The organism is Halomonas sp. ATBC28 (assembly GCF_005937175.1).
GTDB classification, from domain to species: domain Bacteria; phylum Pseudomonadota; class Gammaproteobacteria; order Pseudomonadales; family Halomonadaceae; genus Vreelandella; species Vreelandella titanicae.
On record NZ_VCQL01000013.1, the window covers coordinates 143,346 to 165,762 of the forward strand.

The following is a 22,417-nucleotide window of genomic DNA, read 5'->3' on the forward strand; positions in this document are numbered from 1 at the left end:
TTCAAAGTATCGAGGAGGGCTCCCGCGGGAGCCCTTTCGTGTAGCAAGGAGAGACCCTGTATGAACGAAGCCAAACCCCATCTGCATAGCGACGTGAGTGAACTACGCTCACGCATTCGCAACAACTACGACGCCAATGAGGCAGATGTGCTGCACGGGCTTATCGAGCGCATCAAGCTTTCAGAAGACGGCCGCAAGAAGGTCGCCGCTGTTGGCGCCAACTACGTGGAGCGTGTGCGTAAGGAAAGGTCGCCCTCGATGATGGAGGCGTTCCTGGCCGAGTACGGGCTCTCGACCACTGAGGGCGTTGGCCTGATGTGTCTGGCAGAAGCGCTACTGCGCGTGCCCGATGCAGAAACCATCGACGACCTGATCCACGACAAGATCGAGCCCTCCGACTGGGGCGCCCACCTGGGTAAGTCCTCGTCATCAATGGTCAATGCCTCTACCTGGGCACTGCTGCTGACCGGTAAGGTGCTGGAAGAAGACCCCAAGGGCCCGACCCGAGCGCTGCGCGGCCTGGTGCGCCGGATGGGCGAGCCGGTGGTACGCAAGGCGGTTGGCCAGTCGATGAAGATTCTCGGCCGCCAGTTCGTGCTTGGCCAGACCATCGAAGAAGGCATGAAGAATGCCCGCGAACTGGAGAAACAGGGCTATACCTACTCCTACGATATGCTGGGTGAAGCGGCACGCACCGACGAAGATGCCGTCCGCTATCACCAAGCTTATTCAGAGGCGATCACCGCGATTGCCGAGCAGGCCAAGGGCGACGTGCGCGGAAGCCCCGGCATCTCAGTAAAGCTCTCGGCGCTGCACCCGCGCTATGAATACACCCACCGCGACACGGTGATGGCAGAACTGGTACCGCGCGCCAAGGAACTAGTGCAGCAGGCAGCCAAGGCCAATATCGGTTTCAATATCGATGCCGAAGAACAGGATCGGTTGGATCTCTCCCTCGACGTGATTGAGGCTCTAATGGCCGACCCCAGTCTTGATGGATGGGACGGCTTCGGGGTGGTCGTGCAAGCCTACGGGCGCCGCGCCGCGCCGATGATAGAGACACTCTACGAGCTGGCCGAGCGGTTTAACCGCAAGATTATGGTGCGGCTGGTTAAGGGCGCCTACTGGGATACCGAGATCAAGCTCTCCCAGGAGATGGGGGTGAAGACCTTCCCGGTCTTCACCCGCAAGGTCAACACCGATGTCAGCTACATGGCCTGCGCGCAAATGCTGCTCGACCGACGTGACCGCATCTACCCGCAGTTCGCGACCCATAACGCCCACACCTGCGCCGCCGTTGTAGAAATGGCGGGCGACGACAAAGACAGCTACGAGTTCCAGCGCCTGCATGGAATGGGCGAATCGCTACACCACATCGTCAAGGAGTCAGAAGGTACGCACTGTCGCATCTACGCCCCTGTCGGTGCGCACCGCGACCTGCTGGCCTACCTGGTACGCCGTCTGCTGGAGAATGGCGCCAACTCCTCGTTCGTCAACCAGGTGGTGGATAGCTCGATTCCGGCGAGCGAGGTCTCAAAAGATCCCATTGAAGGGTTCAAGCAACTCGGCAACGACGTCTCAAGCCCGTTGATCCGTCAGCCCGGCCAGCTATTCGAGCCCGACCGCAAGAATTCCAAGGGCTACCGCATCAACGAACCCGCTTCGATTTTGCCGCTGCTCAATGCCCGCGAAGCATTTGCCGACGCCACCTGGACCGCAGGCCCCATGCTGGTGGGCAGCCCCGCTCCCCAGGGCCCGGCGCGCGATGCCGTCTCCCCCGCCGACGGCTCTCGGGTGATCGGCAAGGTGCATGAAGCCACCCCGGAAGAGGTCGCCACTGCCCTCGACGCCGCCGAGCAAGGCTTCAAAGAGTGGTCGGCGCGCCCGGCAGCCGAACGCGCCGCGGTACTCCGACGCACCGCCGACCTCTACGAGGAACACATTGCCGAGCTGACCGTGATCGCCACCCGCGAAGCGGGCAAGATGATGTTCGATGGTATTGCCGAAGTGCGCGAAGCGGTGGATTTCCTGCGTTATTACGCCAACGAGGGCGAGCGGCTGGAAGCGGAAGAGCCCGGCAGCGCCCGCGGCATCTTCGTCTGCATCAGCCCGTGGAACTTTCCCCTGGCCATCACCACCGGCCAGATCGCTGCCGCCTTGGTTGCTGGCAACGCGGTGCTCGCCAAGCCCGCCGAGCAGACGCCCCTGATCGCCGCCCGCGCCGTCGAGCTGATGCGTGAGGCTGGCCTACCGGAAGCGGCACTACAGTTGCTTCCTGGCGACGGCCCAACGGTGGGCGGCCCGCTAACCAGCGATCCACGTATCGCTGGCGTCTGCTTCACCGGCTCGACCCCGGTGGCACAGATCATCCACAAGGCTCTGGCGGACAACGCAGGCCCCGACGCCGTACTGATCGCCGAGACCGGTGGTCTGAACTCCATGATCGTGGACTCCACGGCGCTGACCGAGCAAGCGGTGCGCGATATCCTGATCTCCTCCTTCCAGTCGGCTGGCCAGCGCTGTTCAGCGCTGCGCATGCTGTATGTTCAGGAAGAGGCCCGCGACCGGTTGCTCAACATGCTTTATGGCGCCATGGACGCACTCACCATTGGCGACCCCTGGAACACGGACACCGACGTTTCGCCGGTGATTGATGTTGACGCCCAACAGGAAATCAGCGACTACGTGGCGTCGAATGAGAAAGCTGGCAAAGTGCTGAAGAAGCTGTCTGCGCCGTACACCGGTACCTTTGTGACCCCGGCGGTGATCGAGGTTGGAGGCATTGAAGATCTCGAACGTGAAATCTTCGGCCCGGTGCTGCACGTGGCCACCTTCAAGGCGCGGGATATCGACAAGGTCGTCGACGACATCAATGGCAAGGGCTACGGGCTGACCTTCGGCCTGCATACCCGCATCGACGACCGCGTGCAGCAGATCGTCGAGCGCATCCATGTCGGCAACGTCTACGTCAACCGTAACCAGATCGGTGCCATCGTTGGCTCTCAGCCGTTCGGCGGCGAGGGCCTCTCAGGTACCGGGCCTAAGGCTGGCGGCCCGCTCTACGTCAATCGCTTCCGCCGCACCGCTGAAGCCGAGTGCCACGAGACGCCGGAGGGAAAAGCCGTATCGCTCGGCGACCTCCAATCGGCCATAGACGGGCTGGATGCGCGTAACTGGGCGGTACGACCCAATCGCATCGAGGTACTGCGCAAGGCGCTCTCCGGCAAAGGCGGCGTGATCCGCAAGGCACTTGCCGAAACGGCAGCGTTAGATATGACACCGCAGACCCTCCCAGGGCCGACAGGGGAAAGCAACCGCCTGGCAATGTACCCCAAGGGAGTGGTTCTGTGCCTAGGGCCGACGCTGGATATCGCCATTGCTCAAGCAGCACAGGCCCTAGGCGCGGGCTGTGCCGCTGTCGTAGTCGCATCAGGTGCCGAGCAAGCCGTGAAGCCACTGACCGATGCCGGCGCACCGGTGGCTGGGCTTGATGGAAGCGTTTCAGCCGAGACACTGAGCGAAGTCAAAGGCATTGCAACGGTCGCCGCCGCTGGCGCCAGCGACTGGACTCGTGAACTGCGGATGGCGCTGGCCAAGCGCGACGGTGCCATCGTATCGCTCGAGACCCAGACCATCTCGCCGGATCGCTACGTGGTGGAACGCCATCTGTGCATAGACACAACCGCGGCGGGTGGCAACGCCAGCCTGCTGGCAACGGCTGAATAGGTCGGCGCTAAATGGTAGGCGCTTAGGGATCGGTGCTTAGGAGGCGAGCGACTCATTGAGCTCGCTCGCCCTCCTCCCAGACTGTCTCAGTAATCAATAGTTAGCCACTACTCGTTAGTGGCTTTTTTTATCTAACGAACGGTTTTTTTGGCAATAGCGGCTGGTGATGCATTATTCGTAGTGGCTCCAGAGCCGAAGAACTTTTACCACTCGCTCGTCCTCAAGCACTTGGTAGACTAGGCGATGCTGGATATTGATCCGGCGTGAGTAGGCGCCAGCAAGATCACCAATGAGCTTCTCAAACGGAGGCGGCTTACGGTAGGGGTCTTCTGCAATCAGTACCAGTAAATCCTGGGCTTTTGGCTTGAGGCCGCTGGAGGCCAGTTTCTTCGCATCTTTTTGGGCTTGTTTGGTGTAAACCAACTTCCATGTCACCAGTCCAGCTCCTCACCGCATTCATCTAGGGGGGTATTCATCCCCTCACGAATAGACTCCCGCATACCTGGCACGGAGAGCAGGTAAAGTGTTTCCTGAATCGCCGACCAGTCTTCCTCGGATACCAAGACAGCTTTGTTCCGCTTGCCCATGATGACGATGGGCTGGTGAGACTCGGCAGTTTCGTCGATCAACCGATAAAGATTGCTGCGCGCCTCAGTTGCTGTGATTCCGGTCATGACGCCCTCTTGCTCATTCAATTTTCTAACAATGTACGCCTTTGGGTACGTACGTCAAGACGAACGTTGCGCATAACATCGTCAGAATACGTCTTTCGCGTGTATGGCCCTGATACTCATTGAGCCTTTTCTCCCGGTTTCGTGGTAGCGGCCTTGTAACATGTTGCCCCAAATAAGGCCTCATAGACCTCATCGATAGAACTGAAATTTTTAAACCAACCTTTTGGCAAAACCCTTATATTAGGGCGTTCGGCTTTAAATCCGCCCTGGTCGCCCTTGGTATGTTTTGCAACCTTAAGCCCGTCAAGGCTAGGCAATTTCTCGCCTGGAAGAGAGCCAAAGAAGAGGAATGGCCCCAGCTCCAAGGTATCTTCGTTGAAATAAATCCAAATAACACACCCAGAGGGCTTTTCAGAAAGCCTCGTATGAACTTTCTGGCTGGCTGTTTTGCCGCCAACGTATGAAGCTTTAAGCTGTATATGCCTCACGACCCCATTATCTTCCGCTATTAGATCATAGCCAGCGTTATCAACTTCTGGACTCGCCACCTCTAGCGTGCAGCCAAATTCCTTCCAGGAAAGCTTTAGCAGTTCGCCAATGAAAAGATGCTCAACGAGCTTTTCTCTAAAAGACGAGTGTTCGCTATGGTTCAACGCCTTCTCTCCACGTAACGCCGTAATCCCAAGCTTGTTGCGTACATTGCTTTAGCCCCTTGCTTCTGACAAGTAGCCTTTTGCAAGCTCGCCTACGAAACGACGCCCAGGATTAGAGCCGTTTATCCAATCATCAGGCGCAAATAGTTCAAACAGTCCTACCTTGATCAGTGTCGGCACCGCCAGCTCAAGCTCTTTCTCTACTTGCCCGCGCTCGCCTGAATTGTATAGATTAATGTTGTGGAGCATGGTTGCGACAGTGCCCGTCTGTACCTTGCTACCATCTTTAAGTCGAACAGAAGGAAGAACCTGACCTTCTGAAACAATTTTTTGGTTGGCCTCAGCCAACTGGTCTGAGTTTTCAATACTGTTGCTCATTGCAATTATTCCTCTTTAAAGCAGCTCAAGACAGTCATCGGCGTGGGCAAACGCAGCGAAGGGGTTGGCATCCGGTGCACGGCCTAAATGGGCTGTTTCAGGCGGCAACAAGCTTCTTAGCGTTTGCGCTAGAGTCCATCAGTTCAAAATGAACGAGCAACTGACTCTGCTCGGCTACAGTTTTGATGATGGTGCTCTTGTCCTTGAACTGATGGTCTTGGGCTCACACGAAAATTTCTACCACGATCTCAAACGGTAGCAATGACGTTATAACTCCCGGTACAAGCTGCGCTTTGGAGCAGCGGAAAAGCGCTCACCGTGATGCCGCTTGTTATGGTTTCTGCTCACTAAGCTCAACCTTTCTGCCATCAGGATCTTGGACGACATAAACATGCTTTCCGCCAAACTTATACTGGTCCACTAATTCTAAGTCAGGGATGATATTGCCCAGACCTTCCACTGAAAATCCTAGTCGCGTGTTGTCTACTGATTCGCTGCTAACCAATGGATACAACTCGAATACAAACCCCGCATTTTCTGACGAGTAATGCACTGGCCCACAGCCATGCTGCTCTTCCACGAAGCTGAAACCGAGCTGCTCATAGAACTGCTTGCTGGCCCGCAAATCGCTGCACCGTAGTACGAACAAATCAAGTTTCATAATTCACCAAAATGACATAACGCTGCAACGTGCGCGGCTTTGTAATAAAGGCGCAGCCGCAACGTACAAGCAGTCGCTGTACCTGCGGCTATTATCCATTTGCCGAAATTACAGTTATGTTAAACCCTTCATCGGGTGTGGGCGCAACAAAGTACTTTGTAATCTGCTCAAACATCTCTTCAGTATCCGTTGCCGCTCTCTGCGGTTGTTCTGCACGCCTTTTGGCTATCTGCTCTAAGCAGGTATCATTTGGCTGGTCAATGTAAATTAGCTCATGGGGAGCCTGAATCTCTGAAAAGACACTTCTAAGCCATTTTCGTTGCGGAATCGTATTTGCAGGAAAGTCCATTACCACATTAGTGCCTGACGCCAAGATCGACTGAGCCAGCTTCTTCATTTGAGGCTTGAGCCGTCCAGCATATTTTACGTAATCTTCCAGTGTCTTAATGCTATCGGGATAAACCGACGCAAGCCACTCGTCTTCTGAAAGCAGTACGGCGTTTCGTTCTTGGGAAACTTCAAGAGACTTTGTAGTTTTCCCTGCCCCCATTTTCCCGCAGAAAAATGTCAACACTCCTTTCTTCATTTCTTGCCTCGTATTGCATAGCAGTTTATTTCTGCGCATACGTATTTTCCTAGAAAGCGTAACACCATAAAAAAACTCCAATGTGTTAATAGTAATGGGCAAATTACCAACTCCCATTCAAATGCTCGCTAGAAAAATGCGCATGCTCATTCCTGACCATCTTTTCGCATTGCCTATAAACACGAGCAGATGTTTTACAACTCGCTGTTTTAATTTATTTTTATAAACAATATTCTGGCAATATTTGATCATACCTCTTGCTGAGCGTATCAGAAAAACACGCATTACAGACTAAAAATACTTCATATCACTGCGCATGCATCCATACAAATGGGCAAGCCAAATGGCTAGCAGCCCGCTTCTGAATTAGGTCTCTCCAGCCGCCCCTCCCCCTACCCCCCCATGTCTAATAACTCTTGCCCTGGATCAATAATCCACTCCCTGGGTCTCGTTACACTGGTTTCATCGTTAAGCGGCTATCGGAAAGCCGTCTAATCTTACTATCTGCGTTAACACCTGGAGTGATCCCATGCGTAAAGCCGCCCTGCCTACATTATTCGTCACCACTGTTGCCGCTGCGGCAATGATGACCAGCAGCCAGGCATTCGCCTACGGCGCTGGCGATTTCTTCACCCGCGTGGGTGTGGCCAAAGTCGCCCCCACCAGCGACAACGGCTCACTGGCCAACGGTGCGCTATCAGTGGATGTACAGGATAAAACCGATTTCGCGTTCACCTTGGGCTATCGCTTCCACGATAAAGTCGGCGTGGAACTACTGGCGGCGCTGCCGTTTGAACACGACATCCATTTAAACGGCGATAACATTGCCTCAACCAAGCACCTGCCGCCGACCCTAACACTGCAGTACTACCCGCTGGGCGGCACTCAGTCACGCGTACAGCCCTATGTCGGCGCCGGTATTAACTACACCTTTTTCTCCGATGAGGAGCTGACGATTGGTGATTTAGACCTGGATGACTCCTGGGGAGCGGCAGGCCAGGTAGGTGTTGATCTATTAGTTGATGACCATTGGGCGCTGAACGCCGCTGCTTGGTACATCGATATCGATACCGATGCGAGCGTTAACGGTGCGGCGGCAGGTACCGTTGAGATCGATCCTCTCGTGGTCATGGCAGGCCTCAGTTACCGCTTCTAAGCCACTTGCAAAACCGCTAGCGGATGTTATCCACAAAGCCTGCCTCACGGTGGGCTTTGTGCGTTTAGTAGCATGCCGCTTTAAGCGCTTTCAGTGACGATCTGGTCGACCTTCTCTACCGCCCGCACGATGAGCAGCTGGTGGTGGGCGGGTGTTTTCTCCTGCTGTAAATAGGCCGCCACGGCGGGAGCCACCTCGCACTTTGCGGGCATGGCTGCACGGGCATCCATCAAAGCGTTCAAGCGGGCAATAAACACAAAGCGTACCCATTGAGGCAGCGACATCGTGTCGATGCAAAATGGCTGCTGGCTGGCAAACGCCTCTGCATCGGGTGTTGGCATGCGCCATAGATCGGCGGCTTTCATCGACGCCTCAAGCTCTAGAAGCGCTGTCTGCAGCGGTTGATAAGTACTCATAAAGTCGCTTGTCACTACCTTGGAAAATGAAGTAAGTGTATCGTCTGCCCATTATCCCCACTCAGCGGGCGCCTTGCCACCTATCAACGCTTGCGGGAAGTTATCCATAGACTCACAGAAAACCTGCATGAGCCTGTGGATAAACTATGGAAAGGTATCGCAGCGCCTGCTCTCATGGGGCTTTGGCAAAGTTGATTAATTTTTAACCGCATTGTCATTAATGCTAATGCCTTAAGGCACTGTCATTAACACCATGTTTATCAGTCACTGCGGCTGACAGTGCCACATCAGCAAGGTAGAGTGCAGGCTTGCAACGCGGAAGGATGTCATGCAACCGATTCAAACCCTTGATGAGTTTTTTACCCGCAGCGGCGGCGAGGTTTCCCTTTACCATATGGGGCGCCATGTCGTCTCCTGCCCGCGGGAGTCACTTGCCGCCTTTGAAGGTGGCGAAATGGCCTGGCCAGAACCCTGGCAAGGCCAAGCGCGCTTAGCCATTGTGTTTCGCCTTGGCGATATGCCCGAACCGGCTATTTGGTTCTTAGCCTTGCCACTGGACGAGCAGGGAATGATTGCCCCCGCCCAGCGCGATGCGTTTTTAAACCGGCTGCTGGAAACACTGGGGCGCGCGGTTTCTAACGTGGGTCGTGAAGAAACAGCGGACGTGGATCACTTAATGAAGGATAATCCCCTCGCCTTCACGCCTAACGTCACCTTCCAAGCCATGCTCAATGCACGCGCCACCCATGCGCGTGGGCTGCCCGCCAGCCAGCATTTTGAGCCGGTTGATGCCTACTTGAGCGGCCAGCAAGCGATCGATTGGCAGGCATTGGGGTTACAAGGGATTGCCGATTACGTCGTGAGAATGGAAACACTTGACGCTGAATCGCTCGCGCAGCGGTTGCCTGAACTGCCTACCGCCGTTATCCACTCCTTGTGCTACTGTTTAGAGCACCAGCCATTGCCACAGGCGTTAGTCGCGGCACTGCAGCGTCGTGGCGAAGCCGCTGCACAAGCGGGCGACATCGAAACGCTGTGTGCCTGTCTGCGCGCAGTGGGCAATACGGATGCATCAGAGGTGGGTAATTGGTACACGGCCTTACTTAACAACTCAGCGGCCTGTGGGCCGGATGTGCTCGCGGCAATAGCCGGGCGCGGCTGGGGCTATCTTGAAGACGCGCAGCGCCTGCCACTTTTTCTGCAACGCTTAGCAGAAGATGAGCGTAGCGATTTTGCCGCCGTAGTGCGTGATATTGCGTTAATACCACGACTACGCTTACCGGTCATGATGGCACTGCGGGATGCGCCTGCTGGCTCCGCAACCCAACGCCGTTTGACACTGATGATGTCACAGAGGAACGCTTGATCCGATGTCACTTTTAATTGCAAGGAGTGAGCCGTGAAGGAATTACCCTATCAGGCCAAAGCGGTCATTGGCCGCCGCGAGATGGTGACGCTACCTGAACTAGGGCTTCACCTATGCTGTAAAGCTGACACTGGCGCGCGAACATCTGCACTGCATGCAGAAGAGATAGAGACCGATGAAGATGACCATGGTCAACTGTGGGTTAGCTTTATCACCCATAGCGGAGGGCCAGACACGCCAGCGCATCGCTTCCGTTTGCACCTGCATGATCGACGCCGGGTCACCAGTTCCAACGGTCATAGCGAGTGGCGCTATGTTATACGTACCCCGATGCAGATGGGCGATTTGAATTTCCCCATTGAACTGACCCTTACTGACCGCAGCAATATGCGCCACCCGATGCTACTAGGCCGTAGTGCCATGCGCCGCCTCCTGGTGGCCCCCGGTGCCGCATTCTTGCACGGTGAGCCTTAACCCCTTATTAGTCGCTTCAATCTCAGCTCGGAGTCTCCTACATGCATATCGCTCTGCTGTCACGCAATCGCAATTTGTACTCTACCCGCCGCCTGGTTGAAGCCGCAGAGCAGCGTGGGCATACCGCCCGCGTGGTGGACACGCTGCGTTGCTATATGAGCATTACCTCGCACCACCCTTCGATCCACTATAAAGGCCAAGAGATTGAGCCTTTCGATGCGGTGATCCCGCGCATTGGTTCATCGGTCACCTTTTACGGCTGTGCGGTGCTGCGCCAGTTTGAAATGATGGGCACCTACGTTATCAACGATAACGTCTCGATTACCCGTTCGCGGGATAAATTACGCTCACTGCAACTGCTGTCGCGTAAGGGGTTGGGGCTGCCAATTACCGGCTTTGCCCACTCCCCCGATGACATTCCCGACCTGATCACCATGGTCAAAGGTGCGCCGCTGGTCATTAAGCTGCTCGAAGGCACCCAGGGGATTGGTGTGGTATTGGCGGAAACCAACCAAGCCGCTGAATCCGTCATTCAAGCGTTCATGGGCATGAAAGCCAATATCATGGTGCAGGAGTACATCAAAGAGGCGCGTGGCGCCGATATTCGCTGCTTCGTGATTGGCGATAAAGTGGTCGCTTCAATGAAGCGCCAGGCGGCGGACGGTGAGTTTCGCTCGAATCTACACCGCGGCGGCACCGCCACCGTGATCCGCATCACCCCTGAGGAACGTTCAACGGCGATCCGTGCAGCCAAAGCCATGGGCCTGCGCGTTGCCGGTGTCGATTTGCTACGCTCCAATCACGGCCCGGTGATTATGGAGGTTAACTCTTCGCCTGGTTTGCAGGGCATTGAGAACGCCACCGGCAAAGATATTGCGGGAATGATCATTGAGCACATTGAAAGAAACGCTTCACCAGCCCGTAAAGCACCGCCCAAGCCTAAAGGCTAAGGCAAAATATTAAAATAATCCGTTTCGGGGGTGGCAAATAGTCGCTGTCACCCCCACAATCTGCGTCACCGAAGGAGGTAGACGCTCATGTTTCTCGATAATCGCCAAGTGGCGATGGACAGCGTATTGGAAGCGCTGGCCGATAGCATTGATTATTTCCAAGACAATATTGAACGCCTGCGCCCGTCGCTGCGTGACGCTTTAAAGCCGCATTATGCTGCGCGGCTCAAGCAGATGCGCCAGCTGCAGGATCTGGCCCGTGCGCATTTAAAAATGCTGCCCCGGGATGCAGACGTTGAGCGCGATGATTTTTTATGGCTGTGGAGCCGTCTAAAAAGCTTTGTCGGCAACGATAGCCAAGTACTCATCAATGAGCTATTAGAGCAAGAGCGTGTATTAATGCAGGCGCTCTCCTCTCTGTATACCCACCCGTTACCCGATCCGATTGAACCGGTGGTAGAAGAGTGCATGCAGGGGTGCCGTAAGCTTATCCGCGAGCTGTATGCGCTGCAAAAGCGCAAAACCCACCGCTAACGCCCTATAGACACGCTGCTAGGGGCTTTAAGCTATCTATGCTCAGGACCTCTATGCTCAAGGGCCTGGTCAAAGGGCTATGGAGGGCTAAAGCGCTCGTTTAGTGATGGCAGAATAAGGTCTATGGGCGTCCGCCTGGGTAATTCGATGGGCTCAGGCGTACCGAGAAAATAGGGCTCCCTCCCCCATACATAGAGATCACCCAGGGTGGCTACGCGTGCTGCCCACTCGCGCAGCTTTAAACGCCACCCCACTGCTACGGTAGGATCATCCGCCACACAGCCAGTGACATCGATACCTAGCGCACGACCAATAAATACCGCGCGGGGAAGATGCCAGCTCTGGGTGATCAGCAGGGCTTTATCCAGCTGAAAAACGTCTCGGGCACGCGCTAGCGTGTCGTAGGTGCTAAAACCAGCAAAATCCATGGTCAGCTGTTCAGACGCGACACCGCGTCGATACAGCTCGCGCCACATTGCGCGCGGCTCGTTATACGCCTGGGTACGATTATCCCCAGAGAGCAAAAGATGCTCGACCTGAGCCTGCTCAATTAAAGTAGCAGCGGTTCGCATGCGCGCATGGAAGTGCGGGTTTCGCACCCCGCTACGCGTCCAGTGAGACGTGCCGAAGACAATCCCCACTTCTGCTGGATGACACTGCTGCGGCTGACGCTCAATGTAAGCGGCGGTCGTCGCGAGCACCCAAAAATTGCCGCCTATAAACAGCAATGTCGCCAGCAGCGACAGTGCTCCTAGCGACATTAATAAACGCTTTAGCCATTTCAACAAAAGGTTATGCATCCAGCTCCCCAGCCGGGGTTAGAACATGCCGAGTTCAAGCTTGGCCTCGTCACTCATCATGTCACGGCTCCAGGGCGGGCTGAAGACTATTTCGGTGTGAACCTTGCTGATCTGCGGCGCACCGAGGATCTTATTGCGCGCATCCGCCGCGATTACATCGCCCATCCCACACCCAGGGGCGGTCAGCGTCATGCGGATAGTTACCATACGCTCACCACTGATAAGGCGCTCGATACGGCAGCCGTAGACAAGCCCTAAGTCAACGATATTGACCGGTATCTCCGGGTCAAAGCAGGTGCGCAGTTGATCCCACACGAACTGCTCAATCTCTTCCTCGGTAGCCGTTTCGGGCAGCGTAGGACGCGGGAGCGACTCAAGCCCCAGGGCATCCAGGTTTTGCCCCTCAATCAAATAGAGGCGCCCCTCAAAACCGACGCTTACCGTACTGCCTTTCGCCTGCATAACGCTAACAACGCTATCTTCAGCCAGTGTTTCCGTACTGCCAAACGGAATGGCAATGGCTTCCACATCGCGCTGGAGCGGTAACTGTTGGCCACGTTCGAGGCTGGCAACTTGCTCAAGATCCATAACTGTCCTTAAATGACGATTCCTAAAGAATCGACCTTAACGCACCATACCAATGACACGTTGGAGTGCTTCTACAAAGCGATCCACTTCATCGAGGGTATTATACGCCGCAAATGAAGCACGGCACGTCGCGTCGACCCCAAAATGATGCAACAAGGGCTGTGCGCAATGGTGGCCGGTACGAATAGCGACGCCGAGCTGATCGATCAGCAGGCCGATATCTTGCGAATGCGCCCCTTCCACAATAAAGGAAAGAACGGCCGCTTTATCCGGCGCAGTGCCTAAAATACGTAGACCATCGATTTGACCGACCGCCTGGGTAGCGTGATCGAGCAGTTGGCCTTCCCAGGCGCCGATGGCATCTATGCCAATGCTCTCCATCCACTCAAGCGCTCGACCCAGGGCAATGACCTCTGCAACAGCGGGCGTGCCCGCTTCAAACTTATGCGGAATAGCGGCAAAGGTTGTGCCCGCATCAAAAGAGACGGTGCTGATCATCTCACCACCGCCCTGCCAGGGTGGCATCGCTTCAAGCAGCGCCTGCTTGCCGTAGAGCACGCCAACGCCTGTCGGCCCATACACTTTGTGGCCAGAGAAGGCATAGAAGTCAGCATCGATTGCCTGCACATCGACCACTTGGTGAGGTGCTGCCTGAGCACCATCAATCAGAATCAGCGCACCCTGCTGATGGGCAAGGGTTGCCATCTCTTGCACCGGGTTAATGGTTCCCAGGGCATTAGAGACATGGTTCACCGCCACCAGCTTAGTGCGCTCACTCAGCAGCAAGCGATAGGCAGCCATATCCAGCGCGCCGTTGGCCTCAACGGGAATCACCTTAATGGTAAAACCAATCTCGGCGGCCAACAGCTGCCAGGGAACAATATTGGAGTGGTGCTCCAACATCGAAATCAACACCTCATCGCCAGGCGCAAGATTTGCACGCCCCCAGCTATGCACGACCAGATTAATCGCTTCCGTGGTGCCGCGGGTAAAGATGATCTGACGCGCATCTTCCGCATTAAGGAACGCCTTAACCCGGTGGCGCGTGCCTTCAAACGCCGCCGTCGCCTCATCGGCGAGAGTATGCAGCCCACGGTGAATATTGGCATTATAGCGCGAGTAGTAATCGCTAAACACGTCAATCACCTGCTGAGGCGTTTGGCTAGTGGCCGCATTATCTAAATAGATCAGCGGCTTGCCGTGCACCTCACGGGCCAGCACCGGAAAGTCCTGGCGCAGGCGCATAACATCAAAGATCGCTTGCGCAGGGCTTGTTTGCACAGTGCCTGTTTGAGAAGAGCTAGACGTTGGCTCAATAACGGAATGTGGCATCAGACGCTCCTGATTGGGTAGTGGCGCTAGTCGTTAAGTGAAACCGCCGCTTCGACAAGCCCGGCAAGGTTGAAGCGCTCTGGCAGCTTACCGGCGACCGCTAACTCAACGCGCTCGGCAATCGCATCCAGGGTGACTTTGTCCAACACCTCGCCAGCGAAAGCGAGCGTTAGCAGACCGCGAGCGGTGGCTTCATCGATACCGCGGGTACGCAGCGCATAAATCGCCTCTTCGTCTAGCTGGCCCGTAGTCGTGCCGTGTGAGCACTTAACGTCATCGGCGTAAATCTCAAGCTCAGGCTTGGCATCAATGTGGGCGCGATCCGATAGCAGTAGGTTTTGATTACTCTGAAAACCTTCGATCTTCTGGCTATCGCGCTTGACGTAGACCTTGCCGTTAAACACCCCGTGGGCGCGATCATCCAGAATGCCCTTGTAGTTCTCATTGGAGAACGTCAGCGGCGCATTGTGGTTGACCTTGGTATGGTTGTCGACGTGTTGGCGACCCTGACCAAAGAACAGACCCAGGAAGTTGGTTTCAGCGCCCTGGCCGTTCAAGTCACTGATCAGATCGTTGCGCACCAGCGCACCGCCCAGGCTCAGGTTATAGGAGGTATAGCGCGTATCGCGGCCCTGCTCTACGTGAATGCTCGCCACGTGCAAATCACCCAACGGCGCTTCTTGCAGCTTGTAGTGGGCCAGTATCGCGCCCCGGTCTAGCATCAGCTCGCCAACTACGTTGGTGAAGTTCGTCGCTTCGCTTTCACCTGTGTAGTGCTCAATCAGCGTCGCCTCGCTGCGGCCTCCTGCCTCCACCAGCACCCGCGGGTGACACATCACCGGCTGGCCTGCGCGGGACAGAAACTGCAGCAGGATGGGCTTCTCAACCACTGTTCCCGGTGCAATGCGAACCACTGCCCCCTCTTCCATAAACGCCGTGTTTAGCGCGGCGAAGGGCGAAAAATCGACACCGGTTAAGCGCCCAAGCGGGCCACCCACGGCTTCGTGGTTCTCTGCTAGCGCCTTGGAAAGCGGTAATACCTGAACGCTTGACGGCAGTGAATCCAAATCAGAGAGCGCCGATGAGAAAACGCCATCCACGAAGGTCAGCCGGTAGGCATCAATCGGCAACGTTAGCGCCGCGGCGGTGGCCGGAGAGAACTCAGCGTTGTCGGCTATTGCAAAGTTGCCCTGGGCAATCGAACGTACGTCGGTGTACTTCCACTCTTCATCGCGACGCGTAGGAAAACCCAGCGCCTCAAAACGTGCAGCACCCGCCTGGCGACGAGCAGCAATCCAGGTCGGTTCCGCTGTGTAGTTCGAGCTGCGCGCCTTCAGCGTGTCTAAAAAGGTTTGCGTATCGCTCATGCCACAGACTCCTCGATACCTTCGTACCCATTGGCTTCCAGCTGTTTGGCCAGCTCGGCGTCACCGGTTTTGACAATACGGCCATCGACCAGTACATGAACTTGGTCTGGCACGATGTAATCCAGCAGACGCTGGTAGTGGGTGACCAGCAGAATGGCGCGGTCTTCAGCGCGCAGGCTGTTGACACCATCGGCGACCACTTTCATGGCGTCGATATCCAGGCCGGAGTCGATCTCATCGAGCATCGCAAGCTTCGGCTGAAGCACCAGCATTTGCAGGATCTCGTTGCGCTTTTTCTCGCCGCCTGAGAAACCTTCGTTAACGGCGCGCTGTAGGAAGCTAGCGTCCATTTTCATGTAACCAAGCTTCTCTTTCACCAGCTTCATAAACTCTGGCGCTGGCATTTCGCCTTCGCCGCGGGCTACGCGCTGGGCATTAAGCGCAGACTTCAGCAGGTAAATATTTTTAACCCCTGGAATCTCGACCGGGTACTGGAAACCCAATAGCAAGCCAGCCTGGGCGCGCTCTTCAATTTCCATTTCGAGCACGTCTTTGCCTTCAAAGGTAATCGTGCCCTGGGTAACTTCGTAGCCATCTTTACCGGCAATCACCGCGGATAGCGTCGATTTACCCGCGCCGTTCGGCCCCATAATGGCGTGCACTTCACCCGCCTTGATGGTCAGGGTCAAGCCTTTGAGGATTTCATTACCTTCGACGGAGACGTGTAAATCATTCACTTGCAACATATTGATTACCTTCTGATTCTGGCGAGTCGCCACGGCGACACTAATATAATTAATTGGAATAAATGGGCAGCGGTTAGCCGACCGCGCCTTCCAGGGTCACATTGAGCAGCGCTTCCGCTTCGACGGCGAACTCCATGGGCAACTCTTGGAAGACATCCTTACAGAAGCCGTTAACAATCATGCTGACCGCATCCTCTTCAGAGATACCGCGGCTCTGGCAGTAGAACAGCTGGTCTTCACCGATTTTCGAGGTGGTCGCTTCGTGCTCAATGGTCGCCGTGCTATTGCCAATTTCCTGATAAGGGAAAGTATGCGCACCGCACTTATCACCTATCAACAGCGAGTCACACTGGGTGAAGTTACGCGCCCCTTTGGCCCGCGGGCCAATTTTCACCAGGCCGCGATAGGATTGGTCACTCCTGCCCGCTGAGATACCTTTGGCGACGATATACGAACGCGTGCCTTCGCCAATATGAATCATCTTGGTGCCGGTATCGGCCTGCTGGCGACCATTGGTAACGGCGACGGAGTAGAACTCGCCGATACTGTCTTTGCCGCGCAGTACGCAGGAGGGGTACTTCCAGGTAATAGCCGAGCCGGTTTCTACCTGCGTCCAGCTAATCCGTGAACGGTCACCACGGCAATCGCCGCGCTTGGTGACGAAGTTATAGATACCGCCTACGCCATTTTCATCACCGGGGTACCAGTTCTGCACGGTGGAGTATTTGATATAGGCGTCGTCCAGAGCGACAAGCTCGACCACCGCGGCGTGAAGCTGGTTCTCATCGCGCATTGGAGCCGTACAGCCTTCCAGGTAAGAGACCTGGGCACGGCTTTCGCAAATAATCAGCGTGCGCTCAAACTGGCCAGTGTTGGCCGCGTTAATGCGGAAGTACGTAGACAGCTCCATCGGGCAAGTCACGCCTTCTGGCACAAACACAAAGGAGCCATCGGTAAACACCGCTGAGTTCAGCGCGGCAAAGTAGTTGTCCGCCACGGGAACGACCGTGCCCAAGTACTGTTTGATCAGTTCCGGGTAGTCGCGAATGGCTTCAGAAATGGAGCAGAAGATAACCCCTGCTTCGCCAAGCTGCTTTTTGAAGGTAGTGGCGACCGAAACGGAGTCAAACACCGCATCGACGGCAACTCCTGCCAGCGCGGCGCGTTCGTGCAACGGAATACCCAGTTTCTCATAGGTTTCCAGCAGTTTGGGATCCACTTCATCCAGGCTTTGCGGGCGGTCTTCCGGGCGTTTCGGCGCACTGAAATAGGAGATCGATTGGTAATCAATCGGCGGATAGTCGAGATGCGCCCAGGAAGGAGCTTCCATCTTCAACCACTGGCGGTAGGCATCCAGACGCCACTCCAGCATCCACTCCGGCTCGCCCTTCTTTTTGGAAATAAAGGCGATGGTGTTTTCATCCAGGCCAGGTGGCAGGGTGTCGCTCTCAATATCGGTTACAAAGCCATCTTTGTATTCGCGACGAACCAACTGTTCCATTTCTTCGCTTGCCATGGTGATACCCTCCGGGCAGTTGGGTGGCGAGGTCATCGCCTTTAATAATAAATTAGGCCTGCTGTACTCGCGCCGCCGTTAGGCCGACGCCGCCGACAGGCTGATCGTTTGAATAGGCAGTTGTACTGGCAGCTTAATCGGCGCTGTATCAGCCAGATGCGCCAGGGTCACGCTCTCTAGCAGAGTACGCATGGCCAAAGAGACCCGCTGCCAGTTGTCTGCCACACCGCAGGTAGCCACAAGCTCACAATCGCCTTCTGCTTGGCTGCACTCGGTCATGGCGACGGGGCCTTCAATCGCCGCAATAATATCGGCGGCAGTAATCTGCGATGCGGGCCGGGCCAGGCGGTAACCGCCTTGGGCGCCACGCTGAGAAACCAGCAGCCCTGCCCGCACTAGCATTTTGAGCGTTTTACTCACCGTCGGATGGGGCAACTGCACGGCCTCTGCTAACTCTGCCGCTGCATGCGACGCCTGGGAATGGCGGGCAATTTGCGCCATGACCACCGCGGCATAGTCTGTCAGCCGAGAAAGCTTAAGCATGTCGACTCCCTTTATGTCATCAGTACGCAGCAAATCAAATGGTCGCCACGTCAATTGAGTACCATTTTAGTCCTGTATAAATTTGATGTGAAGCCCCTGAGCAAAATGGATAGCAATTTACGCAAAATATCGGCACGTTCGGCGCTGATAGCATCAAAAACAACAATCATTATCATTTAGAAAAGCTATTACTTCTGTATCTGCTGCTTTGCATTGAGTAGCCGATTCTGATAGCGTCAGAACGTATTAGATGCCCCTACTGTATGAGGCATCCCAATATTTGTAGGAGGCAGACTATGGATGTAGCAGTTAATAACATGGTAAATGCAACGCTGGATATGAGGCAGGCGCAAGCGATCCAACAGGCTCAGTTCGGTGTTTTTAAAGAGGCATTAGACGGCCAGGCAGCGCAAATCACCGCCCTGATGGATAGCGTTGCTTTAGATCCACAGCTGGCTACCAGCGGCAGCGTAGGTACGCAGATTAATACGACTGCGTAATAAACGTTAGGCTAGATAAATCAATAGCCCCCTGGCCAACGCCAGGGGGCTATTTTTTTAACGATCGGTTTTAACGCTAGGCTTTCTTAACAAATTCGGATTTAAGCTTCATCGGGCCGATACCGTCAATTTTACAGTCGATATCGTGGTCGCCTTCAACTAAGCGAATGCCTTTCACTTTAGTGCCCACTTTAACCACCAGTGAACTGCCCTTAACCTTCAAGTCCTTGATCACCGTTACGCTATCACCGTCGGCTAGCATATTGCCGTTGGCATCGCGCACGCCTGAAGCGTCATCAGCGCCCTCTTCTTCTGCCACTTTTGACCACTCATGGCCGCACTCTGGGCAGACATATTGAAGACCATCATCGTAGCTAAACTCAGAGGCACAGGCAGGACAGTTAGGCAGGTCACTCATCAGACGGCTCCATCACCACAGTTAGAAAGCGATGGAGCCTACACGGGTTACGCAAAATGTCCAGCCAAAGGCTAGATCAATCGCGCTGGTAAGTACCCACCAAACGGTTCATCCCCAGCAGGTGAGGCTCTACTTCTTTGAGCAGTTCAGCCAGCGTGAGCCCTTCAGGGAGCGAGGTTTGATGATCCAGCGCCAGCACCCAGAAATAATAAAGATGCTTGCCGTGCCCTTCTGGCGGCATCGGGCCACAATAGCCAGTACCACCTTTATCATTTGCGCCGAAGGTGCCCGCCGCCGTCTTTTCAGTTAATTCTTGAATATCGCCGGGTAGGTTATAGAGCACCCAGTGGACAAAGCCATAGCTACCGTCTTTGACCAACGGCGCGTCCGGGTCATGACAGATCACTGCAAACCCTTGGGTTCCCTCGGGAGCGTCTTGCCAAGCAAGTGCTGGCGAAACATCCTCACCTTCCCCGGTGTGCTTGGCAGGTATCGCCTGATGGTCAGCAAACGCCGGGCTGGTAACCTGCATTGATGAAAGTGCAAATGTCATGTTTTATCTCCTTGGTTTATCTAATGTGCCTTTCGCTCCTAGTCTCACAACTCCACCGGCCTTGTTTCTTCAGGCGGCGCTTAACCCAGGCATCATAAAGCGCCCGCAAGCCCGATTTAATGCCCGGTAGACCAATGATCCAGGCAGCCGGCGCCAACAAGGGAATACGCTTCATTAATAAACGGTAAGCATCGATCCCCTCCACCAATTGCCCAGATGCTGTTTCGATATGCAGAGAACGCAGTGCCATGTCGGGATCGACGCCCTTTTGCTGTAGCGCCTGGTGATGTTCACTCACATCAAGCCAAGCGATATCAGCGGCATGCCGCCCCGACCAGCGCTCATAGCGGCGGCGCTCTTTACGGCACAGCGGGCACTTCGCATCGTAAAAGACATTGATAGAAGTCTTATTGGGCATATAGCCTCTCTAGTTAACGACACTAAAGCAGTGTGGCATTTTCAGTACTAGTCGCAAACCTTTACATATTCACTGCTTATTTAGGCTACGGCTATGACATCTGAGTTCAAAAAACAGCTATTAATTGTTGCCCATGCCCCTTCGGCGAATACCCGCTTATTGCGTGATGCGGCTTTCCAGGGCGCGAGTCATCCCGACCTTGAGCAGCTGCACTGTGTGGTGAAAGCGCCCTTGGAAGCTGGACCAGACGACGTGCTTGCTTGCGATGCGATTCTGCTCGGCACCACAGAAAACCTGGGTTATATGAGCGGCGCCCTCAAGGATTTTTTTGATCGCAGCTACTATTCTGTCATTGAAAAGAAACAGGGATTACCCTGCGCGCTCTATATTCGCGCGGGGCACGATGGCACGGGCACCCAACGCGCAGTAGAAAGCATCGTCACTGGCTTACGCTGGCGATGGGTACAGCCACCGCTCATTTTGTGCGGCGAGTGGCAGCCCTCATTTGCAGATCAGGTAGAAGAGCTCAGCATGACCCTAGCGTTTAGTGTTGAGAGTGGCATTGTTTGAAAGTGACATGGTTTGAGAGTGATATTGTATAACCTCGCCTAGCCTGCCTTACTGTAGATAAGCATTTCGTGCCCATTGTGCGATTAAAGGGCGGCAGTACTTGCTTGAATTTACTGCTGTTACTTAACGCACGTACATTAGGTAGCCATTATGCATAAAGTCATTGCTTTCTATGATGATCGGGTGCTCGCTCACGAGCCCAATATTGACGCCGACTTTCTACCCCAACGGATCGATAAGCGCATTCGACATCTGCTTGCAGGGCTCCCTGTGCCATGGAAATACCCCGAGCACCCCGGCCGTTTGAAAGCCATTCAGCACCTGCTTGAGAAAGCGCCCATTGCGGGCCTGCACATTGAAGGTGGCAAAGTAGCCACCCATGAACAACTCGCCAGGGTGCATACCACGTCCTATCTAAGCGATATTTTTAGCCTACGCGGGAAAAATGCCTGGTTGGATGTGGATACCACAGCGGTCTCACCGGGTAGCGTCGATGCCGCCGAAGTCGCCGCGGGAACGGCCATTGCCGCAGTAGAAGCGGTCATGGAGAAGCGCGCTAAAAGTGCCTTTGCACTTGTGCGCCCGCCAGGGCACCACGCAGAGCCCGTTCGCGCCCGTGGCTTTTGTTTATTCAACAATGTAGCGGTCGCCGCAGCCCATGCGCGCAGCGCGCTGGGTTGCGAAAGAGTGCTGATTGTTGATTGGGACGCCCATCACGGCAACGGCACCCAGGATATTTTTTGGGCAGAGCCGGATGTGATGTTTTTCGATATTCACCGCGCGGCGCCCTTCTATCCCGGCTCAGGCCACCTGGAAGAGGTGGGCGCCGGTTTAGCTGAAGGCACCACGATCAATGTTCCGTTACCGGCTGGCGCTGGCGACGAAGCGTATCTCAAGGCATTCCGTGACATTCTTGCCCCGGCCGCAGCGTGGTTTAAGCCCGACATCATTTTAGTCTCGGCAGGATTTGACCCCCATTGGCACGATTTAGCCTTAAACGTTTCCTATGAAGGTTTTGGCGCACTGACCGGTTTCATGCAACAACTGGCCGAACAACACTGCGATGGCCGTTTGGTGTTCGTATTAGAGGGCGGCTACAACCTGGAGTCACTGTCCAACGGCACTAGAGCCGTACTTGCAGTATTAGCGGGCAACACCGTGCCTGTGCCCGATACCTGCGGCATTGCGGAAGTCCAAGCCGCGGCGGATTTCCACCGCACGGCTTTTCAATCGGAATAATTTCGCTGCTCATAAAAACGGCACCTCGTGAACTGACCCCATAAACTTGGACAGTGAAAAACTAAGCAGCCAAGGCCTGATTTCGGTACTGCACCGGACTCAGGCCTTTTAATTTGGTCTTAATCTGCTCGTGATTGTAGTAATGGATATAGTGCCGAATGCCCGCCTGTAATTGCTCAATGGTGTCAAAGCGGTTCAGGTAAAAATATTCTGACTTCAGCGTACCAAAGAAGCTCTCCATTGCGGCATTATC

At 55.1% G+C, this 22,417-nt stretch carries 27 protein-coding genes and 1 pseudogene; 10 read left to right on the forward strand and 18 right to left on the reverse strand.

The window, feature by feature from the left end:
- The first annotated feature begins 60 nt into the window (after positions 1-60).
- Positions 61-3,726: a bifunctional proline dehydrogenase/L-glutamate gamma-semialdehyde dehydrogenase PutA gene (gene putA / locus E0L35_RS15965; RefSeq protein ID WP_138800841.1), complete on the forward strand. Its 3,666-nt coding sequence runs from the start codon at positions 61-63 to the stop codon at positions 3,724-3,726.
- 171 nt (positions 3,727-3,897) lie between these two features.
- Here the strand turns inward: putA and E0L35_RS15970 are convergent, their stop codons facing one another.
- From E0L35_RS15970 to E0L35_RS15985, 4 genes are all read right to left on the reverse strand, one after another.
- The gene (locus E0L35_RS15970; RefSeq protein WP_039859212.1) at positions 3,898-4,161 is read right to left on the reverse strand and encodes a Txe/YoeB family addiction module toxin; all 264 of its coding nucleotides are present in this window, start codon (positions 4,159-4,161) and stop codon (positions 3,898-3,900) included.
- Positions 4,158-4,400: a type II toxin-antitoxin system Phd/YefM family antitoxin gene (locus E0L35_RS15975; protein ID WP_138800842.1), complete on the reverse strand. Its 243-nt coding sequence runs from the start codon at positions 4,398-4,400 to the stop codon at positions 4,158-4,160. The genes E0L35_RS15970 and E0L35_RS15975 overlap by 4 nt, the downstream gene beginning before the upstream one ends.
- Before the next feature lie 116 nt (positions 4,401-4,516).
- Positions 4,517-5,053, reverse strand: a complete 537-nt coding sequence (locus E0L35_RS15980) for a hypothetical protein (RefSeq protein ID WP_041158648.1) — start codon at positions 5,051-5,053, stop codon at positions 4,517-4,519.
- Between the two features lie 51 nt (positions 5,054-5,104).
- Entirely contained in the window at positions 5,105-5,431 is a 327-nt protein-coding gene (locus E0L35_RS15985; protein ID WP_027958672.1) for a hypothetical protein, read from the reverse strand.
- A gap of 130 nt (positions 5,432-5,561) precedes the next feature.
- On the opposite strand from E0L35_RS15985, the pseudogene E0L35_RS26480 reads away from it, so the two are divergent.
- Positions 5,562-5,690 (forward strand): annotated as a pseudogene (locus E0L35_RS26480) (type II toxin-antitoxin system RelE/ParE family toxin); the annotation flags it as partial.
- A gap of 72 nt (positions 5,691-5,762) precedes the next feature.
- On the opposite strand, the gene E0L35_RS15995 reads toward E0L35_RS26480, so the two are convergent.
- Both E0L35_RS15995 and E0L35_RS16000 read right to left on the reverse strand, forming a co-directional pair.
- A complete protein-coding gene (locus E0L35_RS15995) occupies positions 5,763-6,092 on the reverse strand; it encodes a VOC family protein (protein ID WP_035538312.1) in 330 nt (109 codons plus the stop codon).
- 91 nt (positions 6,093-6,183) lie between these two features.
- The gene (locus E0L35_RS16000; RefSeq protein WP_039859235.1) at positions 6,184-6,678 is read right to left on the reverse strand and encodes an ATP-binding protein; all 495 of its coding nucleotides are present in this window, start codon (positions 6,676-6,678) and stop codon (positions 6,184-6,186) included.
- Between the two features lie 529 nt (positions 6,679-7,207).
- Here E0L35_RS16000 and E0L35_RS16005 point away from each other — a divergent pair.
- Positions 7,208-7,834 carry an OmpW family outer membrane protein gene (locus E0L35_RS16005; RefSeq protein ID WP_009287107.1) on the forward strand — a complete coding sequence of 209 codons (627 nt, stop codon included), beginning with the start codon at positions 7,208-7,210 and terminating at the stop codon, positions 7,832-7,834.
- An 80-nt stretch (positions 7,835-7,914) separates the two neighbouring features.
- Here E0L35_RS16005 and E0L35_RS16010 read toward each other — a convergent pair whose 3' ends face one another.
- The gene (locus tag E0L35_RS16010; protein ID WP_027958669.1) at positions 7,915-8,250 is read right to left on the reverse strand and encodes a YqcC family protein; all 336 of its coding nucleotides are present in this window, start codon (positions 8,248-8,250) and stop codon (positions 7,915-7,917) included.
- Between the two features lie 328 nt (positions 8,251-8,578).
- Between E0L35_RS16010 and E0L35_RS16015 the strand changes: the two genes are divergently transcribed.
- From E0L35_RS16015 to E0L35_RS16030, 4 genes are all read left to right on the forward strand, one after another.
- Positions 8,579-9,616: a DUF3549 family protein gene (locus E0L35_RS16015; protein ID WP_009287109.1), complete on the forward strand. Its 1,038-nt coding sequence runs from the start codon at positions 8,579-8,581 to the stop codon at positions 9,614-9,616.
- A 33-nt stretch (positions 9,617-9,649) separates the two neighbouring features.
- Positions 9,650-10,090 (forward strand): RimK/LysX family protein, encoded by a 441-nt coding sequence (locus E0L35_RS16020; RefSeq protein ID WP_009287110.1) that lies wholly within the window; start codon positions 9,650-9,652, stop codon positions 10,088-10,090.
- 41 nt (positions 10,091-10,131) lie between these two features.
- Positions 10,132-11,040, forward strand: a complete 909-nt coding sequence (rimK, locus tag E0L35_RS16025; protein ID WP_009287111.1) for a 30S ribosomal protein S6--L-glutamate ligase — start codon at positions 10,132-10,134, stop codon at positions 11,038-11,040.
- An 87-nt stretch (positions 11,041-11,127) separates the two neighbouring features.
- Positions 11,128-11,574 carry a hypothetical protein gene (locus E0L35_RS16030; RefSeq protein ID WP_009287112.1) on the forward strand — a complete coding sequence of 149 codons (447 nt, stop codon included), beginning with the start codon at positions 11,128-11,130 and terminating at the stop codon, positions 11,572-11,574.
- 77 nt (positions 11,575-11,651) lie between these two features.
- Here E0L35_RS16030 and E0L35_RS16035 read toward each other — a convergent pair whose 3' ends face one another.
- The 7 genes from E0L35_RS16035 to E0L35_RS16065 all read right to left on the reverse strand — a co-directional run bounded on the left by E0L35_RS16035 (position 11,652) and on the right by E0L35_RS16065 (position 18,466).
- Positions 11,652-12,374: an ElyC/SanA/YdcF family protein gene (locus E0L35_RS16035; protein ID WP_138800843.1), complete on the reverse strand. Its 723-nt coding sequence runs from the start codon at positions 12,372-12,374 to the stop codon at positions 11,652-11,654.
- 18 nt (positions 12,375-12,392) lie between these two features.
- The gene (gene sufT / locus E0L35_RS16040; protein WP_009287114.1) at positions 12,393-12,962 is read right to left on the reverse strand and encodes a putative Fe-S cluster assembly protein SufT; all 570 of its coding nucleotides are present in this window, start codon (positions 12,960-12,962) and stop codon (positions 12,393-12,395) included.
- A 36-nt stretch (positions 12,963-12,998) separates the two neighbouring features.
- Positions 12,999-14,294 (reverse strand): cysteine desulfurase, encoded by a 1,296-nt coding sequence (locus E0L35_RS16045; protein WP_138800844.1) that lies wholly within the window; start codon positions 14,292-14,294, stop codon positions 12,999-13,001.
- Between the two features lie 26 nt (positions 14,295-14,320).
- The gene (gene sufD / locus E0L35_RS16050; RefSeq protein WP_027958667.1) at positions 14,321-15,661 is read right to left on the reverse strand and encodes a Fe-S cluster assembly protein SufD; all 1,341 of its coding nucleotides are present in this window, start codon (positions 15,659-15,661) and stop codon (positions 14,321-14,323) included.
- Entirely contained in the window at positions 15,658-16,407 is a 750-nt protein-coding gene (gene sufC / locus E0L35_RS16055) for a Fe-S cluster assembly ATPase SufC (RefSeq protein ID WP_022522976.1), read from the reverse strand. The genes sufD and sufC overlap by 4 nt, the downstream gene beginning before the upstream one ends.
- Positions 16,408-16,480: 73 nt before the next feature.
- Entirely contained in the window at positions 16,481-17,923 is a 1,443-nt protein-coding gene (sufB, locus tag E0L35_RS16060) for a Fe-S cluster assembly protein SufB (protein ID WP_022522975.1), read from the reverse strand.
- Between the two features lie 78 nt (positions 17,924-18,001).
- Positions 18,002-18,466 carry an SUF system Fe-S cluster assembly regulator gene (locus E0L35_RS16065; RefSeq protein ID WP_022522974.1) on the reverse strand — a complete coding sequence of 155 codons (465 nt, stop codon included), beginning with the start codon at positions 18,464-18,466 and terminating at the stop codon, positions 18,002-18,004.
- Positions 18,467-18,762: 296 nt separating this feature from the next.
- On the opposite strand from E0L35_RS16065, the gene E0L35_RS16070 reads away from it, so the two are divergent.
- The gene (locus E0L35_RS16070; protein ID WP_022522973.1) at positions 18,763-18,966 is read left to right on the forward strand and encodes a putative motility protein; all 204 of its coding nucleotides are present in this window, start codon (positions 18,763-18,765) and stop codon (positions 18,964-18,966) included.
- Between the two features lie 76 nt (positions 18,967-19,042).
- Here E0L35_RS16070 and E0L35_RS16075 read toward each other — a convergent pair whose 3' ends face one another.
- The 3 genes from E0L35_RS16075 to E0L35_RS16085 form a co-directional block, all read right to left on the reverse strand.
- Positions 19,043-19,384: a zinc ribbon domain-containing protein YjdM gene (locus E0L35_RS16075; RefSeq protein WP_138800845.1), complete on the reverse strand. Its 342-nt coding sequence runs from the start codon at positions 19,382-19,384 to the stop codon at positions 19,043-19,045.
- A 76-nt stretch (positions 19,385-19,460) separates the two neighbouring features.
- On the reverse strand, positions 19,461-19,937 hold the full coding sequence (locus E0L35_RS16080; RefSeq protein ID WP_138800846.1) for a YbhB/YbcL family Raf kinase inhibitor-like protein: 477 nt from the start codon (positions 19,935-19,937) through the stop codon (positions 19,461-19,463).
- 16 nt (positions 19,938-19,953) lie between these two features.
- Positions 19,954-20,355, reverse strand: a complete 402-nt coding sequence (locus tag E0L35_RS16085; protein ID WP_009287121.1) for a DUF393 domain-containing protein — start codon at positions 20,353-20,355, stop codon at positions 19,954-19,956.
- A 93-nt stretch (positions 20,356-20,448) separates the two neighbouring features.
- On the opposite strand from E0L35_RS16085, the gene E0L35_RS16090 reads away from it, so the two are divergent.
- A complete protein-coding gene (locus E0L35_RS16090) occupies positions 20,449-20,925 on the forward strand; it encodes a flavodoxin family protein (RefSeq protein ID WP_138800847.1) in 477 nt (158 codons plus the stop codon).
- 150 nt (positions 20,926-21,075) lie between these two features.
- Positions 21,076-22,164, forward strand: a complete 1,089-nt coding sequence (locus tag E0L35_RS16095) for a histone deacetylase (protein WP_138800848.1) — start codon at positions 21,076-21,078, stop codon at positions 22,162-22,164.
- A 61-nt stretch (positions 22,165-22,225) separates the two neighbouring features.
- On the opposite strand, the gene E0L35_RS16100 is transcribed toward E0L35_RS16095, so the two are convergent.
- Positions 22,226-22,417, reverse strand: a 192-nt coding sequence (locus E0L35_RS16100) for an IS3 family transposase (protein ID WP_138800849.1), incomplete at its 5' end; no start/stop codon positions are given.

Bases quoted from the DNA above. Each gene is read 5' to 3' on its own strand.
- E0L35_RS16085 (WP_009287121.1), bottom strand. From the start codon at position 20,355: ATGCCCAATAAGACTTCTATCAATGTCTTTTACGATGCGAAGTGCCCG.
- sufC (WP_022522976.1), bottom strand. From the start codon at position 16,407: ATGTTGCAAGTGAATGATTTACACGTCTCCGTCGAAGGTAATGAAATC.
- E0L35_RS15985 (WP_027958672.1), bottom strand. From the start codon at position 5,431: ATGAGCAACAGTATTGAAAACTCAGACCAGTTGGCTGAGGCCAACCAA.
- E0L35_RS16015 (WP_009287109.1), top strand. From the start codon at position 8,579: ATGCAACCGATTCAAACCCTTGATGAGTTTTTTACCCGCAGCGGCGGC.
- E0L35_RS16005 (WP_009287107.1), top strand. From the start codon at position 7,208: ATGCGTAAAGCCGCCCTGCCTACATTATTCGTCACCACTGTTGCCGCT.
- E0L35_RS16000 (WP_039859235.1), bottom strand. From the start codon at position 6,678: ATGAAGAAAGGAGTGTTGACATTTTTCTGCGGGAAAATGGGGGCAGGG.
- sufB (WP_022522975.1), bottom strand. From the start codon at position 17,923: ATGGCAAGCGAAGAAATGGAACAGTTGGTTCGTCGCGAATACAAAGAT.
- E0L35_RS16095 (WP_138800848.1), top strand. From the start codon at position 21,076: ATGCATAAAGTCATTGCTTTCTATGATGATCGGGTGCTCGCTCACGAG.
- E0L35_RS16070 (WP_022522973.1), top strand. From the start codon at position 18,763: ATGGATGTAGCAGTTAATAACATGGTAAATGCAACGCTGGATATGAGG.
- E0L35_RS16030 (WP_009287112.1), top strand. From the start codon at position 11,128: ATGTTTCTCGATAATCGCCAAGTGGCGATGGACAGCGTATTGGAAGCG.
- rimK (WP_009287111.1), top strand. From the start codon at position 10,132: ATGCATATCGCTCTGCTGTCACGCAATCGCAATTTGTACTCTACCCGC.
- putA (WP_138800841.1), top strand. From the start codon at position 61: ATGAACGAAGCCAAACCCCATCTGCATAGCGACGTGAGTGAACTACGC.
- sufD (WP_027958667.1), bottom strand. From the start codon at position 15,661: ATGAGCGATACGCAAACCTTTTTAGACACGCTGAAGGCGCGCAGCTCG.
- E0L35_RS16045 (WP_138800844.1), bottom strand. From the start codon at position 14,294: ATGCCACATTCCGTTATTGAGCCAACGTCTAGCTCTTCTCAAACAGGC.
- E0L35_RS16090 (WP_138800847.1), top strand. From the start codon at position 20,449: ATGACATCTGAGTTCAAAAAACAGCTATTAATTGTTGCCCATGCCCCT.
- sufT (WP_009287114.1), bottom strand. From the start codon at position 12,962: ATGGATCTTGAGCAAGTTGCCAGCCTCGAACGTGGCCAACAGTTACCG.
- E0L35_RS16080 (WP_138800846.1), bottom strand. From the start codon at position 19,937: ATGACATTTGCACTTTCATCAATGCAGGTTACCAGCCCGGCGTTTGCT.
- E0L35_RS16075 (WP_138800845.1), bottom strand. From the start codon at position 19,384: ATGAGTGACCTGCCTAACTGTCCTGCCTGTGCCTCTGAGTTTAGCTAC.
- E0L35_RS16065 (WP_022522974.1), bottom strand. From the start codon at position 18,466: ATGCTTAAGCTTTCTCGGCTGACAGACTATGCCGCGGTGGTCATGGCG.
- E0L35_RS16010 (WP_027958669.1), bottom strand. From the start codon at position 8,250: ATGAGTACTTATCAACCGCTGCAGACAGCGCTTCTAGAGCTTGAGGCG.
- E0L35_RS15995 (WP_035538312.1), bottom strand. From the start codon at position 6,092: ATGAAACTTGATTTGTTCGTACTACGGTGCAGCGATTTGCGGGCCAGC.
- E0L35_RS15975 (WP_138800842.1), bottom strand. From the start codon at position 4,400: ATGACCGGAATCACAGCAACTGAGGCGCGCAGCAATCTTTATCGGTTG.
- E0L35_RS16035 (WP_138800843.1), bottom strand. From the start codon at position 12,374: ATGCATAACCTTTTGTTGAAATGGCTAAAGCGTTTATTAATGTCGCTA.